The sequence below is a fragment of the Bartonella sp. AD328YNZD genome, assembly GCF_042196425.1.
The window spans coordinates 1-15,581 of the sequence record NZ_JBHIQG010000030.1; the positions used below are offsets into that span (position 1 = coordinate 1).

12 protein-coding genes and 2 pseudogenes are annotated in these 15,581 nt (G+C 37.3%); 6 read left to right on the forward strand and 8 right to left on the reverse strand.

Translation table 11 applies throughout. The features are described from left to right. On the reverse strand, window positions 1-965 hold a 965-nt coding region (locus ACFIO3_RS02775), incomplete at its 3' end, for a HAMP domain-containing protein (RefSeq protein ID WP_375704087.1). Between the two features lie 8 nt (window positions 966-973). Continuing rightward, window positions 974-1,678: a response regulator gene (locus ACFIO3_RS02780; protein WP_375606339.1), complete on the reverse strand. Its 705-nt coding sequence runs from the start codon at window positions 1,676-1,678 to the stop codon at window positions 974-976. 145 nt (window positions 1,679-1,823) lie between these two features. On the opposite strand from ACFIO3_RS02780, the gene ACFIO3_RS02785 reads away from it, so the two are divergent. Beyond that, window positions 1,824-2,474: an MBL fold metallo-hydrolase gene (locus ACFIO3_RS02785; protein WP_375606477.1), complete on the forward strand. Its 651-nt coding sequence runs from the start codon at window positions 1,824-1,826 to the stop codon at window positions 2,472-2,474. A 68-nt stretch (window positions 2,475-2,542) separates the two neighbouring features. Here the strand turns inward: ACFIO3_RS02785 and ACFIO3_RS02790 are convergent, their stop codons facing one another. Further along, a complete protein-coding gene (locus ACFIO3_RS02790) occupies window positions 2,543-3,166 on the reverse strand; it encodes a BA14K family protein (protein ID WP_375607753.1) in 624 nt (207 codons plus the stop codon). 482 nt (window positions 3,167-3,648) lie between these two features. After that, window positions 3,649-4,053 (reverse strand): annotated as a pseudogene (locus ACFIO3_RS02795) (sensor histidine kinase); the annotation flags it as partial. On the opposite strand from ACFIO3_RS02795, the pseudogene ACFIO3_RS02800 reads away from it, so the two are divergent. Continuing rightward, window positions 4,049-4,363: pseudogene (locus ACFIO3_RS02800) on the forward strand (MBL fold metallo-hydrolase); the annotation flags it as partial. The pseudogenes ACFIO3_RS02795 and ACFIO3_RS02800 sit on opposite strands and share 5 nt — an antisense overlap. Window positions 4,364-4,432: 69 nt before the next feature. Here the strand turns inward: ACFIO3_RS02800 and ACFIO3_RS02805 are convergent. The 3 genes from ACFIO3_RS02805 to ACFIO3_RS02815 form a co-directional block, all read right to left on the reverse strand. Next, complete coding sequence (locus tag ACFIO3_RS02805) at window positions 4,433-5,221, reverse strand: BA14K family protein (protein ID WP_375606337.1); 789 nt, start codon at window positions 5,219-5,221, stop codon at window positions 4,433-4,435. 667 nt (window positions 5,222-5,888) lie between these two features. Further along, window positions 5,889-8,198, reverse strand: coding sequence for an excinuclease ABC subunit UvrB (gene uvrB / locus ACFIO3_RS02810; protein ID WP_375614037.1), 2,310 nt, complete (start codon window positions 8,196-8,198; stop codon window positions 5,889-5,891). 260 nt (window positions 8,199-8,458) lie between these two features. Beyond that, the gene (locus ACFIO3_RS02815; protein ID WP_375614402.1) at window positions 8,459-8,773 is read right to left on the reverse strand and encodes an SH3 domain-containing protein; all 315 of its coding nucleotides are present in this window, start codon (window positions 8,771-8,773) and stop codon (window positions 8,459-8,461) included. 336 nt (window positions 8,774-9,109) lie between these two features. On the opposite strand from ACFIO3_RS02815, the gene greA reads away from it, so the two are divergent. Both greA and ACFIO3_RS02825 read left to right on the forward strand, forming a co-directional pair. Next, window positions 9,110-9,583: a transcription elongation factor GreA gene (greA, locus tag ACFIO3_RS02820; RefSeq protein ID WP_375606334.1), complete on the forward strand. Its 474-nt coding sequence runs from the start codon at window positions 9,110-9,112 to the stop codon at window positions 9,581-9,583. Window positions 9,584-9,600: 17 nt separating this feature from the next. Continuing rightward, window positions 9,601-10,659, forward strand: coding sequence for a glycosyltransferase family 4 protein (locus ACFIO3_RS02825; protein ID WP_375607748.1), 1,059 nt, complete (start codon window positions 9,601-9,603; stop codon window positions 10,657-10,659). A 1,231-nt stretch (window positions 10,660-11,890) separates the two neighbouring features. Here ACFIO3_RS02825 and ACFIO3_RS02830 read toward each other — a convergent pair. Next, window positions 11,891-13,285 carry a TrkH family potassium uptake protein gene (locus tag ACFIO3_RS02830; protein WP_375606332.1) on the reverse strand — a complete coding sequence of 465 codons (1,395 nt, stop codon included), beginning with the start codon at window positions 13,283-13,285 and terminating at the stop codon, window positions 11,891-11,893. A gap of 310 nt (window positions 13,286-13,595) precedes the next feature. Here ACFIO3_RS02830 and trxB point away from each other — a divergent pair, with 310 nt between their 5' ends. After that, a complete protein-coding gene (trxB, locus tag ACFIO3_RS02835) occupies window positions 13,596-14,552 on the forward strand; it encodes a thioredoxin-disulfide reductase (protein ID WP_375606331.1) in 957 nt (318 codons plus the stop codon). A gap of 42 nt (window positions 14,553-14,594) precedes the next feature. Beyond that, on the forward strand, window positions 14,595-15,500 hold the full coding sequence (locus ACFIO3_RS02840) for a LysR family transcriptional regulator (protein ID WP_273791217.1): 906 nt from the start codon (window positions 14,595-14,597) through the stop codon (window positions 15,498-15,500). The last annotated feature ends 81 nt before the right edge of the window (window positions 15,501-15,581 follow it).

Genomic DNA, 15,581 nt, shown 5'->3' on the forward strand with positions numbered 1-15,581 from the left:
AGATGAGCATCGGTGGAGAATTTTTGCATAAGAGCATTTAAATCAAAAGTCTTGACACTTTCACTTCCTTCTCCACGGGCAAAGGCAAGATAATCTTCTAACATATTTTGCATATCACTTACATCTTGCTCAAGCGGTTTAATATCAAAGCCAGTATTTGCTAATGCTAACTGAAGTTTAAAACGTGTAAGAATGGTTCTTAAATCATGACTTACTCCTGAGAGCATCATGGTGCGTTGTTCTATTTGGCGTTCAATACGTTCTCGCATACGTAAAAAAGCGATGCCTGCACGACGGACTTCATCAGCTCCTTGTGGTTGAAATCCTTTTGGTAAGGGACGACCTCGCCCAAAGCTTTCAGCCGCTTCAGCGAGTTGTTGAATTGGTTTTATTTGGTTGCGTAAGAAATAAATTGCTATCAACAACAAAACAAGAGCTGTTCCTACCATCCAGCTTAAAAAAATAGAGGTATTGGAAGCATAGGCTTGGCTGCGCGGAGCGAAGACACGCAAGATGTTGTGACCAAGGTGGATACGGATTTCAACAAGATCAGAATCTCCTACGGTATCGATCCAGAAGGGACGGTTAATTTGTCGGGTGATTTCTTCGCTTAAAAAATAATCAAGAATTGCAAAAAATGGCTTAGGTCCCGGTGGGGGTAAGGGGGCAGGAGAGAGAATAGAAATGTTTAATCCCATACGTTGTTGTGCAATACGCTTGATATCTTCATAGTTATCTTGTTGTGGATATGTTTCAATAATATCAATAATGGCTGAAATATCATGCACGACAGCAGTTGAAAGACGCTCGGTTACCATTTGCCAATGACGTTCCATAAAGACGTAAGCAATAACCGTTTGCAGAAGCACCATGGGAGCAATAATAATGATCAAAGAACGAGCATAAAGCCGTTTAGGCATTTTTTTCGTTAGCCATCGAAAAAAAAATCTTAAAGGTTTGAACATTCTTGTGCCTATTCAATTGAGAGTTTATACCCTATTCCTCGCACAGTTTGGAGCCATATAGGAAGTGCTGGATTTTTTTCGATCTTACGGCGAAGGCGGTTGATTTGTACATCAATGGCACGTTCACTTATATTGCTGTCATCGGTCGCGAATTTATGGCGCGGAATTGTATCGCCTGCATTTTCGGCAAAAATGATCATCATTTCTTGTTCTTTATCGGTTAATTTAATAATTTCTCCTCTTTTTTTGAGTTCGCGCCGTGAAATTGAAAATATATAAGGACCAAAAATGATTTGCTCAATTTTAGGTTGGCTAAGGGGAAAACCACGTCGTAAAATGGCGTTGATGCGAAGGAGAAGTTCACGAGGGTCAAACGGCTTAGCCAGATAATCATCTGCCCCTGCTTCTAATCCACGGATACGATTGTCTATTTCTGATAAAGCTGTTAACATGAAGATAGGGACATCTTTTGTTTGACGGAGTGAATGAGTGAGATCAATACCGTTTTCGCCAGGCATCATGACATCAACAATAAGAAGATCAAAATCTAAACTTGCTAACAGTCGTCTTGCTTCATTCGCATTGGCTGAAACTGAAACACGAAATCCATTTTTAATGAGAAACTGAAATAAAAGATTGCGAATACGCGTATCGTCATCAATCACAAGAAGGTGAGGGGCATCGTCACACAAAACTTGAACGTGATTGCTCATTCTTAAAAAAAACCTTGATAAAAATTTAGTTTACACAAAGTGCAAGTTTACATAAGTTGTATAAAGCTGTCGAGCAGCACCTTTACCTTAAAGGAGAGAAAGTTTTATTTATAAATTGAAAAAAGTTATTTTTGAAAAGGATATGATGGGTAGTCTTAATATACATATTATTCCAGTTACGACATTCCAACAAAATTGCACTTTGCTTTTTGATAGTGAATGTAAAACGGGGGTTCTCGTTGATCCTGGTGGTGATTGGCCGCGGATTCAAGACGTAATCGAAAAGAATGGTGTTATCGTTGAGGCTATTTGGATAACACATGGTCATTTTGATCATGTAGGAGCAGCAATGCAAGTGAAAGAAGCGCTTAATGTAAAAATTATCGGTTCACATCGCGATGATAAGCCTGTGATGGATGCCGTGAGCGAAAGCGCAAAAAATTATGGCATCACTGATGCTTGCATTTGTATTCCTGATCGATGGTTAGAAGATGGTGAGTGCGTTCATTTTGCTGGACATGTGTTTAAGGTTTTTCATACACCAGGGCATTCTCCTGGTCATGTTATTTATTTCAATGAAAAAGAGCGCTTAGCCCTCTTGGGTGATGTTCTTTTTCGTGGCTCTATTGGACGTACGGACTTCCCCTTCTGTTCCCATGAAAAATTGATGCAATCTCTTAGAGAAAAAGTTTTACCTTTAGGCAACGATGTTCGTTTCATCTGTGGGCATGGTCCCAAAAGTAGCATAGGCTATGAGCGCCAAAATAATCCTTTTCTTCAAGATTTTAATATATGAGCAAACAAAAAAAACGCTTTGAAGCGTTTTTTTGCCATTTAAAACTTTTTAGTAGGGCAGAACAGAAGTTAATTTATTGGGGCATAACAAAGGTGTTCGACGCCTTTACGGTCTCGGAAAGTTCCTGTTTTAGGGTTGAAGGAACGGTATTTTTTCTTGCAATAGTTAAGCCAATCAGATTCTAATGATTGTTGTACTGGCTCATATTCCACCGTTTGCGGAGCTTCATAAATTATCTGTTCTTGTGGAACCTGTTGATATACAATTTGATGCTGTGGTGCGGTTTGATAAACAACTTGTGGCTGTTCTGGTTTTTTAAAAATTTTGCCGAGAAGTGCACCTGCTGCAAGAGCAAGAATGCCCATTGCTAAAGCTTCTCCTGAGTTATTTATATTAATACTACTGTGTTTTGTCTTTTTGCGCTCGACATAATGATATGTCTTGTGTTCAACATGATGGTGTTGTTGTGCTCCCCATTTATGGCTAACATAATGACGCTTGTGGGGATTATCAAAAGAGTGATGTTCACTATGAGAAAAATGGGAGCTAAAATTGTGAGACGGTAAACCAGCCTCCCTTCTCATATCATAGTTATGATACCATGCCATATCCGCAAGCGTTGGATCTAATGGCATCAAAACGGTTACAGTAGACATTGCTGATAATACCGCTAACCTGATCACTTTTTTCATAATGATGCTCCTTGTGTCAATTCGTATTTTTCACATCCTACACGTTTCAAACTGAATAGAGACTGAACAATTTTGGACTTTATTGTGACAAAAAAATAAAAATTCATTTAGTTAAAACTATTATCAATACAATAAAATAAAATCATGACAGAATTTTGATTTCAATTAATGTACTCTTCTTAAGCTTAATTAAGCAGCTTGTATTTAGAGCACCAGATTTTTTACTATTGGTTATAAATTATTTATTGATGAGTACTTTTTTATTGCTTGATACAATATGAATTGAACAATAGGTGTATGAATAAAAGTTATCGTTTTTTATTATAGGCTTATGGTGCTAAGATAGAACCTTATTTCACCTTATTTGTGTGATTGAATACAGTCCTGTTTCACTACTCTCTTGTGAGGCTAAATATTGAGTTCGATATCATATTATAACTGTATAAATATAATATATTGCGGGAACTTTTTTTGATATATGGGAAACATTCTTGTTGGGATATGGCTGTTAGTTTGACAGTATTGGCATGACAAAATGCATTTGACACAAGATTGCTGATGAGACGCGTGAAGGCACGTGGGCGTGCCTGTATTTGTGTAGGGCTTTCAATGGTGTAGGAAAATTGACGTTTGTGAAGATGTGCATCGGTAGAGAATTTTTGCATAAGAGCATTTAAATCAAAAGTTTTAACACACTCACTTTCTTCACTACGGGCAAAAGAAAGGTAATCTTCTAACATGTTTTGCATGTCGCTCACATTTTGCTCAAGCGGCTTGATATCAAAGTCAGTATTTGCTAATGTTAGCTGAAGTTTAAAACGGGTGAGAATGGTTCTTAAATCATGGCTTACATCCGCAAGCATCATGGGGCGTTGTTCGATATATTTAGAAGATGGTGAGTGTGTGTATTTTGCTGGACATGAGTTTAGGGTTTTGCATACACTGGGGCATTCCCTTGGTCATGTTATTTATTTCAATGAGAAAGAGCGCTTAGCCTTCTTGGGTGTTGTTCTCTTTCGTGGTTCTATTGGACGTACGGACTTCCCCTTCTGTTCTTATGAAAAATTGATGAAATCCCTTCGAGAAAAAGTTTTACCCTTAGGCGATGATGTTTGTTTTATCTGTGGGCATGATCCCAAAAGTAGTATAGACTATGAGCGCCAAAATAATACTTTTCTTCAAGATTTTAATATATGAGAAAACAAAAAAACGCTTTGAAGCGTTTTTTTTGCCATTTAAAACTTTTTTAGTAGGACGCAACAGAAGTTAATTTATTGGGGCATAACAAATGTGTTCCAAACCATTACGGTCTCGAAAGGTCCCTGTTTTAGGGTTAAAGGAACGGTATTTTTTCTTGCAATAGTTAAGCCAATCAGATTCTAATGATTGCTGGAATGGCTCATATGCCACCGTTTGCTGCACTTGATAAACCCTTTGATTTTGTGGAACTTTTTGATAAATTACCTGACTTTGTGGTACTATTTGATAAACCACTTGTGGCTGTTCTGGTTTTTTTAAAATTGTACCAAGAATTGTACCTGTTGCAAGACCAAGAATGCCCACCGCTAAAGCATCTCCTGAGTTGTCTATATGAATATTACTGTGTTTTGTCTTTTTGCGCTCGACGTAATGATATGTTTTGTTTTCAACATGATGATAATGGTGGTGGTGGTGATGATGGTGTTGTTGTTGTTGTTCCGTCTTACTATGTTTGGCTACAGACCTTTCATGTTTGGCTTTAAATCTTCTCTTGTTGTCATCAGAACTCTTGTGGAAATCATCAACAAACTTTTGGAAATCATCAGAAAAAAAGCCACGTTTTTTATCAGAACAATGGGAGTGAGAAAAACCGCAAGGCAGAATATCAGCTCTCTTCCTTATTTCCCTTATCGCATCATCTGTTTCTTTACGCATCTTCCTCATCATATCATCTATTTCTCTCGAGATAGAGTCACTACGATTCCATGCCATATCCGCAAGCGTTGCATTTAGCGGCATCAAAATGGTCACAGTTGACATTGCTGATAATACCGCTAACCTGATCACTTTTTTCATAATGATGCTCCTTGTGTTAATTCGTATTTTTCACATCCTACACGTTTCAAACTGAATAGAGCCTGAACAATTTTGGACTTTATTGTGACAAAACAAATAAATAAGCCATTTAGTAAAAGCTATCATAGATACTGACAAAATTTTGATTTCAATTTAATGTATTTAATTGATAAGATTGTATTGGTAGTAGATGATTTTTACTATGTTGTATAAAGTATTTATTTGGGAATAATTTGTTCCTATCAATTAATTTAATGTAATTTAATAACTATTTTATAAATAAAGCCTATAGTTTTATTACTATATAATTATGATTAATATTAAATTATATATTATAGTATAATTGTATAAATATAATATATTTGTAGTAATATTTTGTTTCATGGAAGATATTTTTTAAAATTTGTCTGCATTTATTTATATTTTAGAAGTTTTTACAGTTTTAAAGATTTTTATAATAAGGTTGAACAAGAAAGATTTTTTGAAAAGTCAATAATTTTAGGCATTTTTTGTAAAATATCCTCTCTTATGTTGTCTTAGAAAAATTGGAATATTTTTAATATTTGCTGTTATCTATTTTTAGGGCAATACTGTTTACTCTTCATCGATAGTCAGTTTTTTAGAAGAGCTAAAGATTAGTTTTGGCGGTGTGAAATTTCTTGCTCCTTCATTGATTGCGTTTTTTTCGTTTTATTGTTGCTTGATTAGGAGTGTTTTTACGAGATTTTCCTTTTTGATTTTCCAAAATACCAGTGTCCATGGTTGGTCCCATGTGTGCAAGGTCTGGTTTGGAGAAAAGACTTGGTTGTAACACGGGCTCTTGGGGGGATTGTTCTCTATGATGTGTTAAGGGATTCTCCGCGAGTTCTAGTTCTATCTTTTGTAATTGTTTGATTTCATCGCGAAGGCGTGCTGCTTCTTCAAAATTAAGATCAGCAGCTGCTTCATGCATTAATTTTTCGAGGTGTTTAATATGAGATGCTAAATTGTTGCCAACCATATTTTTTTTCTCGATGACATCAGGGATATTTGTACGAATATGGTTGTTTTCATAACCTGAATTGAGAATATCTCCGATATTTTTTTTGATACTTTTCGGTGTGATATGGTGTTCTTCATTATAGGCTATTTGTTTTTGTCGACGTCTTTGTGTCTCTTGTAAGGCTCGTTTTATGGAACCAGTGATCGTATCTGCATAGAGGATAACACGGCCATCTACGTTACGTGCAGCACGTCCGATTGTTTGTATGAGGGAAGTTTCAGAGCGCAAAAAGCCCTCTTTATCGGCATCTAGAATGGCAACAAAACCACATTCTGGAATATCTAAGCCTTCTCGGAGCAAGTTGATACCGATGAGGACATCAAAGGTGCCAAGCCGAAGATCGCGTAGAATTTCAATGCGTTCTAATGTATCAATGTCGGAATGCATATAGCGTACACGAATACCTTGTTCGTGGAGATATTCAGTTAAGTTTTCGGCCATACGCTTTGTGAGAACTGTCACCAATGTACGGTAGCCCTTTTGAATTGTTTTCCGAATTTCATTCACAACATCATCGACTTGAGTGCGTGCTGGACGAATTTCTGTTTCTGGATCGACAAGCCCTGTTGGGCGAATGATTTGTTCAGCAAAAATACCATGGGATTGTTCTATTTCCCAGCGTCCAGGTGTTGCGGAGACAGCAATTGTTTGTGGGCGCATGGCATCCCATTCTTCAAAGCGCAAAGGACGGTTGTCCATACAGGAAGGGAGGCGAAAACCATATTCTGCTAAAGTTGCTTTTCTGCGAAAATCACCTCGGTACATACCACCAATTTGGGGAATGGTTACATGGCTTTCATCGATAAAAACAAGAGAATTGAGTGGAATATATTCGAATAAAGTTGGGGGTGGTTCACCGGGATTTCGTCCTGTTAAATAACGTGAATAATTTTCAATTCCTGGACATGAACCGGTGGTTTCCAACATTTCCAAATCAAAAACTGTACGTTGTTCTAAACGTTGTGCTTCTAAAAGACGCCCAGCTTCGTTCAACTCATCGAGGCGTTGAACGAGTTCCATTTTGATAGATTTCATCGCTTGGTTAAGTGTTGGGCGTGGTATTACGTAGTGTGAGTTGGCATAAATTTTAATTGATTGAAGATCGCCTGTTTTTTGTCCGGTGAGAGGATCAAATTCCGTAATTGTTTCCACTTCATCGCCAAAGAGCGAAATACGCCAAGCACGATCTTCGAGGTGGGCAGGGAAAATTTCGATTGTATCTCCTCGTACACGAAAGGAACCACGAACGAAGTTGATATCTTGTCGATAATACTGTTGAGAGACTAAATCAGCCAAGAGTTTTCGTTGATTGAGTTTGTCCCCTTTTTCTATTTCGAAGGTCATGGCCGTATAGGTTTCTACGGAACCAATTCCGTAGATGCAGGAGACAGATGCGACGATAATAACATCATCACGCTCTAAGACGGCGCGTGTTGCAGCATGACGCATCCGGTCGATTTGTTCATTAATAGAGGACTCTTTTTCAATATAAGTGTCAGAGCGTGCAACATAGGCTTCTGGTTGATAATAGTCATAATAAGAAACAAAATATTCGACAGCATTGTGAGGAAAAAAGCTTTTAAATTCTCCATAAAGCTGTGCCGCTAAAGTTTTATTTGGAGCTAAAATCAGAGCTGGACGCTGTGTTTTTTCAATGATATTGGCCATTGTATAGGTTTTTCCTGAGCCGGTAACACCCAAAAGCACTTGTGTACGTTCATCTTTTTGAATTCCCTCAACCAGAGTTTTAATGGCTTGAGGTTGATCTCCCGCTGGTTTAAAAGATGTTTCGAGTTGAAATGGAATACCACCTTCAGATTTTTCAGGACGAATAGGGCGGTGAGGTGTCCATAATGCACCATTCTTAAAAAGAGGATTACCTGAAGCAATGAGAGCAGAAAGAGCTTCTACTGTTGCAGTAACACCATTTTTCATTGTTGTATCCTTTGATAGAAGCGTGCTGGTGATTTTAAAGAAAATACTAATTTTTACAATTTCATTACAACAACAGCAAAACATTATTGAACAGATTTGTTTTGGTTTATTGGAGCTTTCATTAGGATCTTGATCAAGTTTTTTCTATGAGACAAATTCTTCGAAGTATTTCTTTGGAGGGAGCATATTTGTGGTTGTTCATAGACACTATTGCATTTTTTCCATGATGATATTCAAGAGGGCATAAGTTATTATGGCTGTTATGGAGAATAATCGGTACGTTTGGGCACTAAAGGCATTGTGTATGTGTGATAAAGATCATTTCCATCTTTAAATGAAAGATAACGAGATGACACCCAACCCATTTGAGCGTTATATCGGATATGGCACCAGTTTCCTTCACAGTTTTTGACAAAGACCAATTCCCCCGCAGAGATTAAGCCACAAAGCGCATACTGAGTGCTGGGACCTGTTCTAAAATTAAGATTTCTCGTAACAAAAGCATCTGCTGCCTCTGATATTGTTGTGGCTAAAAAGAAAGGAACAAACATAAAAAAAATTATGATTTTTTTCATTTTACTGCAAAGAACTTCTTTAGTAATTTTCTATCCTTCTCTCTTCGTATCACATATGATTTCTTTTGCCAGACTATGATAAAACAGAAAAAAATACAATTCTTTCTTCTTTAGGAGACTCAGCAGTAGAGTGAATTTTAATATTTTAAACACCAAAATGAGATGTTTTAAACACTATTGGTGCATGTTTTGTTCCCTTTATTTATTTTTATATGGAAAACAGAGAGACTGTACTATATAATGAAAAAGATCGTAGTTTTCGGATTCCAAAAGTAATTTTGGAAGCCGTTTTTTGTATTTTTATTAAACTTTCCGTGTAATAGAAAGGGACGGATTATGGAAAAAGTTCCGATGACTACAGCTGGTTTTGAAAGTCTTAAAGAAGAGTTGCGTTGGCGTCAACAACAGGAGCGTCCGCGGATTATTGAAGCAATTTCTGAGGCGCGAGCACATGGTGATTTGTCAGAAAATGCCGAGTATCATGCAGCTAAAGAAGCGCAAAGTCTTAATGAGGGGCGTATAAATGAGCTTGAAGATTATATCGCACGAGCAGAAGTGATAGATGTCTCGCGTCTTTCAGGTGACAAAATAAAATTTGGCGCAACCATTAAACTCTTGGATGAGGATACTGAAGAAAAAAAAGTGTATCAGATTGTAGGGGATCAAGAAGCTGATGTAAAAATTGGTAAAATCTCTATTTCTTCGCCTATCGCACGTGCACTTATTGGCAAGCAAGAAGGTGATGTGATTGAGGTGAATGCACCAGGTGGTGCGCATAATTATGAGATCATTAAGGTTCAGTACATCTAAATAACATATGGATTATTATGCGTATCTCTTTGGAAGAAACTGAGGTTATTGCGCCTCATTTAAAAAAGCGTTTGTCGGGAGTGACATCTACGATTATTCAGCTTATTCCACTACAGCGCGAACAGGGGGTGCGTATATCTACTTTGGGATTTGGATTACCACAAAACTTGCCTGCTCTTACCTTTAGGGACCTTTTCGGACTTTGGAAAAGTCCGAAAGGGAAATCATTTCGTATTTGGCATGCACGACGCAATATTGAGATGCTTTGTGGGATCTTTTTACGCGATATCTTGCGAATGAAGCTGAGGCTTATATTCACATCGGCTTCACAACGCCATCATAAGCCTTTTACCAAATGGTTGATTCGCCGTATGGATAGAGTTATTGCTACCAGTACGCATACGGGTGCTTATCTAGAAGTGCCTCACAAGGTTATTATGCATGGGGTGGATGTAAGGCGTTTTACGCCACCACAGACTCTTAATGATTACTTTTCTTCAACAGGATTTCCAGGAAAATATGCGGTAGGATGTTTTGGACGTGTGCGTAGCTCAAAGGGAACAGATTTATTTGTTGATGCTATGATAGCATTATTGCCCCACTATCCTGAGTGGACAGCACTTATTGCTGGTCGTACGACAGAACAACATTATCATTTTGAAAAAGAATTACGCCAAAAGATTGCTAAGGCTGATCTGAATGATCGCATTATTTTTCTTGGTGAGATTCTGGATACACCTTTATGGTATCGTCGTTTATCACTTTATGTGGCACCTTCTCGTACAGAAGGTTTCGGTTTAACACCATTAGAGGCAATGGCATCACAGGTTGCGGTTGTAACGAGTGATGCGGGAGCTTATAAAGAGTTGGTAGTAGCAGAAACAGGAACGGTTGTAAAAGCAGGAGATGGTTCGGCTTTAACGGCAGCGATTGAACTTTATTTTTCTGATGTAGAAAAAACATTAGCAGCCGGAAAGAAAGCTTTAACCCATGTTCGTACTCACTTTCCTTTGGAAAAGGAGGCAATTGAGATTGGAAGTATTTACAAAGAACTGTTTGCGGAAAAAATACTTTAAAATATATTATATCAAAAATCTTCTTGAGGAATGATAAAAAGTGTTTCCTTTAAAGGTTTTTTATGATCATCAAGAAAACATCTCAATTATATAAGTGTTATTTCAAAAAATTTATCATGTCTTTCATATAACGCTATAAGAAGTTCTCAAAGTTTGGGATCAAAGATTAAAAAATCTATAGGTTTGAGAGCGATATATGGCTTATGACAAAGCATACGAGGAGAGAGAAGAATTATTTTAATTCCAGCAATATTTTAGAATGAGAAAATAATACTTTAACTTTTAAAGTCTAGAGATTTATGCACTATCTTAACGCTGTCATGCTAATATTATTACGTTTTGTAAGACTTAAATATAGAGCAAAAAAATTCTTATCTTAAATGAGAGAAAATTTTTGAGGTTTTCTCTAGTATTTTCATGGATAAAATAGTTGTACATATTTTCGGGTAGTAGAAATTCATAAACAAAATGTGCTTTGATTAATATATTGATATCATATAAATAATTTATCTTTGCAATTTGAATAAGAACTTTCAATATCGTATGATTCTTCCATGTCAAATCTGTTTATAGTAAATCAATAAAAACTATACATTTGCACGTCACAATTGGAAGAGAGCATGTGGCGGATAAAAACTATTTAAGAAAGGTGTAAAGAGATTTCTTATAAATTGTCTGAAATGCAGTCTGTTGCACATTAACAGCAGAAAAATAATATGATGGTGCTAATTGTATCTTATGTTGTGGTTTCGGTATGCACTTTATTATTTAAGTAAAAATGATGGGACCAATTAGATCTTATACCTTTCATAAGAATTGTTGTGAAATGAATAAGATGAGTATTGTGAGATGTTTTTTAACAAGCTCGTAAATTTGTAATAGAATGCATTCTATTTTCCATAAAGATGTTGTTCTATTAAAGAGAAAAAACACTTTTATCAGCAAATATTCATATTTTTGCATGAGGGATTATTCGTAAAAGAATGTTCTATGCGTCCACTTTATTTGATAAAGAAGATCAATAAAGTGAAGTTTTATATGTTATGGCTTTGAGAGTATTGGTATTTGATTGTTTTTGTTGAATTATTTTTATATCATTGATATGATGTTTTGTATGAAATTTTAGGAAATCTTCAGTAGATTGGGTGAGGGGTGAATATTATGACGCATACTGTTCTCGCCTTTTTATCTTGTAAATTTTTTATCATGGTAGCATAAAATACTCTATGCATTAGAATTGTTCACGCCAGAAAGCGGGAATAAAAAGGACGAATATTGTTATGATTTCAAGGCGTCCAGCTAACATTAGAAAACTTAAAATCCATAAAGCATTATCATTGATTGTAGAGAAATTACCTGCAGGGCCAATGATATCTCCAAAGCCTGGACCAACATTTGAAAGTGCGGTTAAGACACCTGTAAAGGAAGAGGTAAAGTCAAGACCGGTTGTAAGCAAAAGTGCAGTGCCGATAACAAGGCAGAACATATAAAGACATACAAAAAATAAAACGGCTTGAGCAACATCGTTTGATATATTTGAGTGATCATAGCGAGCTTTTACGACAACATTAGGAGAAAGAAGTTTTTGTATATTTGTTTGTGTAATACGCCAAAGAATAATAAGGCGATTGATTTTCATACCACCAGAAGTAGAACCAGCACACCCACCTGTAAAAGAAACAATAAAGAAAATTCCAAGCGCAAAGGGGCCCCAAAGTTGATAATCTTCAGCACTGTAACCTGTGGTACTAATAATGGATGAAAGGTGAAAAATGGCATCAAGAAAAACCAAATGGAAAGCGCGATGATCATGAAACCGTAGCCACACTGCTAAAGCAAAGCTGAAAAGGAGAACGATATGGAGAAAAACAATTACTTGTGGATCAAGGAAGCGTTTGGAGTGTCCAGGAAGAACTAATTTAACATAAAGGACGAAGGGTAAAGCAGAAAGCAACATGAAGATTGTTGAGATAATTAAGATAGCTGGTGTATTAGAAAAATAGCCAAAAGAAGCATCGTGAGTCGAAAAACCAGCAGTTGCTACTGTACTCATTGCATGGTTAATGGCATCAAATAAATTCATGCCTGCAGCAAAATAAGAAAGCATACAAGCCAATGTGAGACCAACATAAGCTATGATAATTCCATTAGCAATTTGGTTGATGCGAGGCAATATTTTTTCAGATTTATCAGATGATTCCATATGAAAAAGTCGTACTCCCCCCACACGCAGTGAAGGCAAAATCAAGAGGGCTAAACCGATAAAACCGATGCCTCCAATCCAGCATATGATAGAACGCCATAACAAAATACTTCGCGACAAATTATCAAGACCCGAAAGGACTGTAGAGCCTGTTGTTGTAATTCCAGAGACAGATTCAAAGATGGCACCTGCTAGAGAAATGGGTAGAGGGGAAAGATAAAGAGGTAAGGCACCCACGATGCTTCCTGTGAGCCAAAGACAAACAGTGAGCATAAAACCAAGGCGTGCTGAAAAACGACAAGTAGCCCCCTTAGTTGCTAAAAGAATCAGCGTTGCTAACATGGTGGTTATGGCACAAGAATAGAGAAAGCTTATCCAATTACGATTGTTGTCGTGCAAATCCACAAAAATTGGCAAAAGCATTGCTCCTCCCATGATTAAGGCAAAACGTGCACAGACATTGATAATAAATTGAAAAATGATCGTTCCCTATCTTTGTATCTCTTTTTATTATGGTTTTGTGCTCATAAGAAGTTACATTTTTCTCTTTATAGGATAAGGATTAATTCTTAACATTAGCGCGCCTTGATGAATTAGTAATCAGACCTTTTCATAAAACTTGAAAAGAAGTATACATAACATAATTAGGGCTCTTGAAAAATATTTTTTTAAAAGGCTGCATTCCGTTATCATTTATAGAATAATTAATTTATAATAAAGTGAAGGGGATTTAATGGTACAATCTCATATTCGTCTGCTGATTATTGGCTCAGGTCCGGCTGGTTATACAGCGGCGATCTATGCAGCAAGAGCAATGCTTAAGCCGGTTTTGGTGACGGGCTTGCAGCAGGGTGGGCAATTAACAATTACAACTGATGTTGAGAATTATCCAGGTTTTGCAGATCCCATTCAAGGACCATGGTTGATGGAGCAAATGGCAAAACAAGCTGAGAATATGGGGACAAAAATTGTCTATGATACAATTATAAAGGCTGATTTGTTGAAGTATCCTTTTGTTTTATATGGGGATTCAGGAACACAATATTCTTGTGATGCACTGATTATTGCAACAGGAGCTCAAGCGCGCTGGCTTGGTTTAGAAAGTGAACAGACCTTTATGGGCGGAGGTGTTTCCGCTTGTGCGACATGTGATGGCTTTTTTTATCGTGATAAGGACGTTATTGTCGTGGGAGGAGGAAATACGGCTGTTGAAGAAGCACTTTATTTATCGCATTTGGCTAAAAGTGTAAGCGTGGTTCACAGGCGGGGGCAGTTTCGGGCAGAAAAAATTTTGCAAGATAGGTTGCTAGCTTGTAATAATGTACGTGTTCTTTGGGATCATGTGGTCGAAGAAATTTTGGGGCTACCCGCTCAAGATTCAATGGGCGCTGTTGTAACAGGGGCACGTCTGAAAAATGTTAAGACAGGTCACGAGATGAAAGTGAATGCAGAGGGCATATTTATTGCCATTGGGCATGATCCTGCTGTTTCTCTGTTTGAAGGACAGCTGAAACAAAAACAAAGTGGCTATTTATGGACAGCACCGGACTCAACAGCAACAAGCATTGCTGGTGTTTTTGCTGCTGGGGATGTGACAGATGAAACATTCCGCCAAGCTGTAACAGCTGCGGGAAGAGGATGTATGGCAGCGTTGGAAGCAGAACGGTTTTTGGATATACTCAAGCGTTAGTCACCCATTGAGAACATAGAGAATATAGAGGTAAAATTAATTGTGGCGCCACCGTTGGATTGGGATAAGTTAAGGGTTTTTCACGCTGCAGCAGAAGCGGGATCTTTTACGCATGCTGCTCAAAAACTTCATTTATCTCAATCAGCCGTTTCACGACAGGTTTCGGCTTTAGAACAAGAGGTTGGGGTATCCTTATTTCAACGTCATGCGCGTGGTTTGATTCTTACAGAACAAGGAGAAACTCTTTATCGTACAGCTCATGATGTTTTGATGAAGCTTGAAAGTGTGCGTTTGCAATTAAGTGAAAGCTATGCAAAACCAACGGGGCACTTGCGTGTGACCTCGACCTTTGGAATGGGGGCAGGGTGGATTGCAGAGCGTATGCCAGAATTTCTTAGTCTTTATCCTGATATGCAGGTTCAGCTTTTGCTTTCTGATGAAGAGCTTGATTTGACAATGTGTCATGCGGATTGTGCTGTTCGCTTACATCAACCCAAACAACCTGATCTTATACAAAGAAAACTCTTTACAATTCATATGCATGTTTATGCTTCGGAAAAGTATATTGCAAATTATGGAAAGCCGGAAAAATTGTCTGATCTCGATGAGCATCGTATTATTTCGTTCGGTGAACCGGTTCCACCTTATTTGTCTGGTTTAAATTGGTTGGAAAAGGCTGGTAGAAGTGATGGATCATTGCGCGTTTCAGTTCTACAAATCAACAATATCATCTCAATAAAGAATGCGCTTATGCGTGATCTTGGGATTGCTGTGCTTCCTGATTATATCGTCAATAATGATGAGCATTTAGTGCGTCTTTTTCCTGATATGGTTGATATTCCTTCTTTTGATACTTTTTTTTGTTATCCTTATAATTTAAAGAATTTGGCAAGGTTAAATGCTTTTCGAGATTATATTTTTTTAAAAGCCCGTCAGTGGTCTTTTTAATATTAATATCTTAATTTATAAGGGACAATTAGCTATTTTGCAACTTGAGACTCCCGTAATATTCTTTCGTTTCAAATTTGC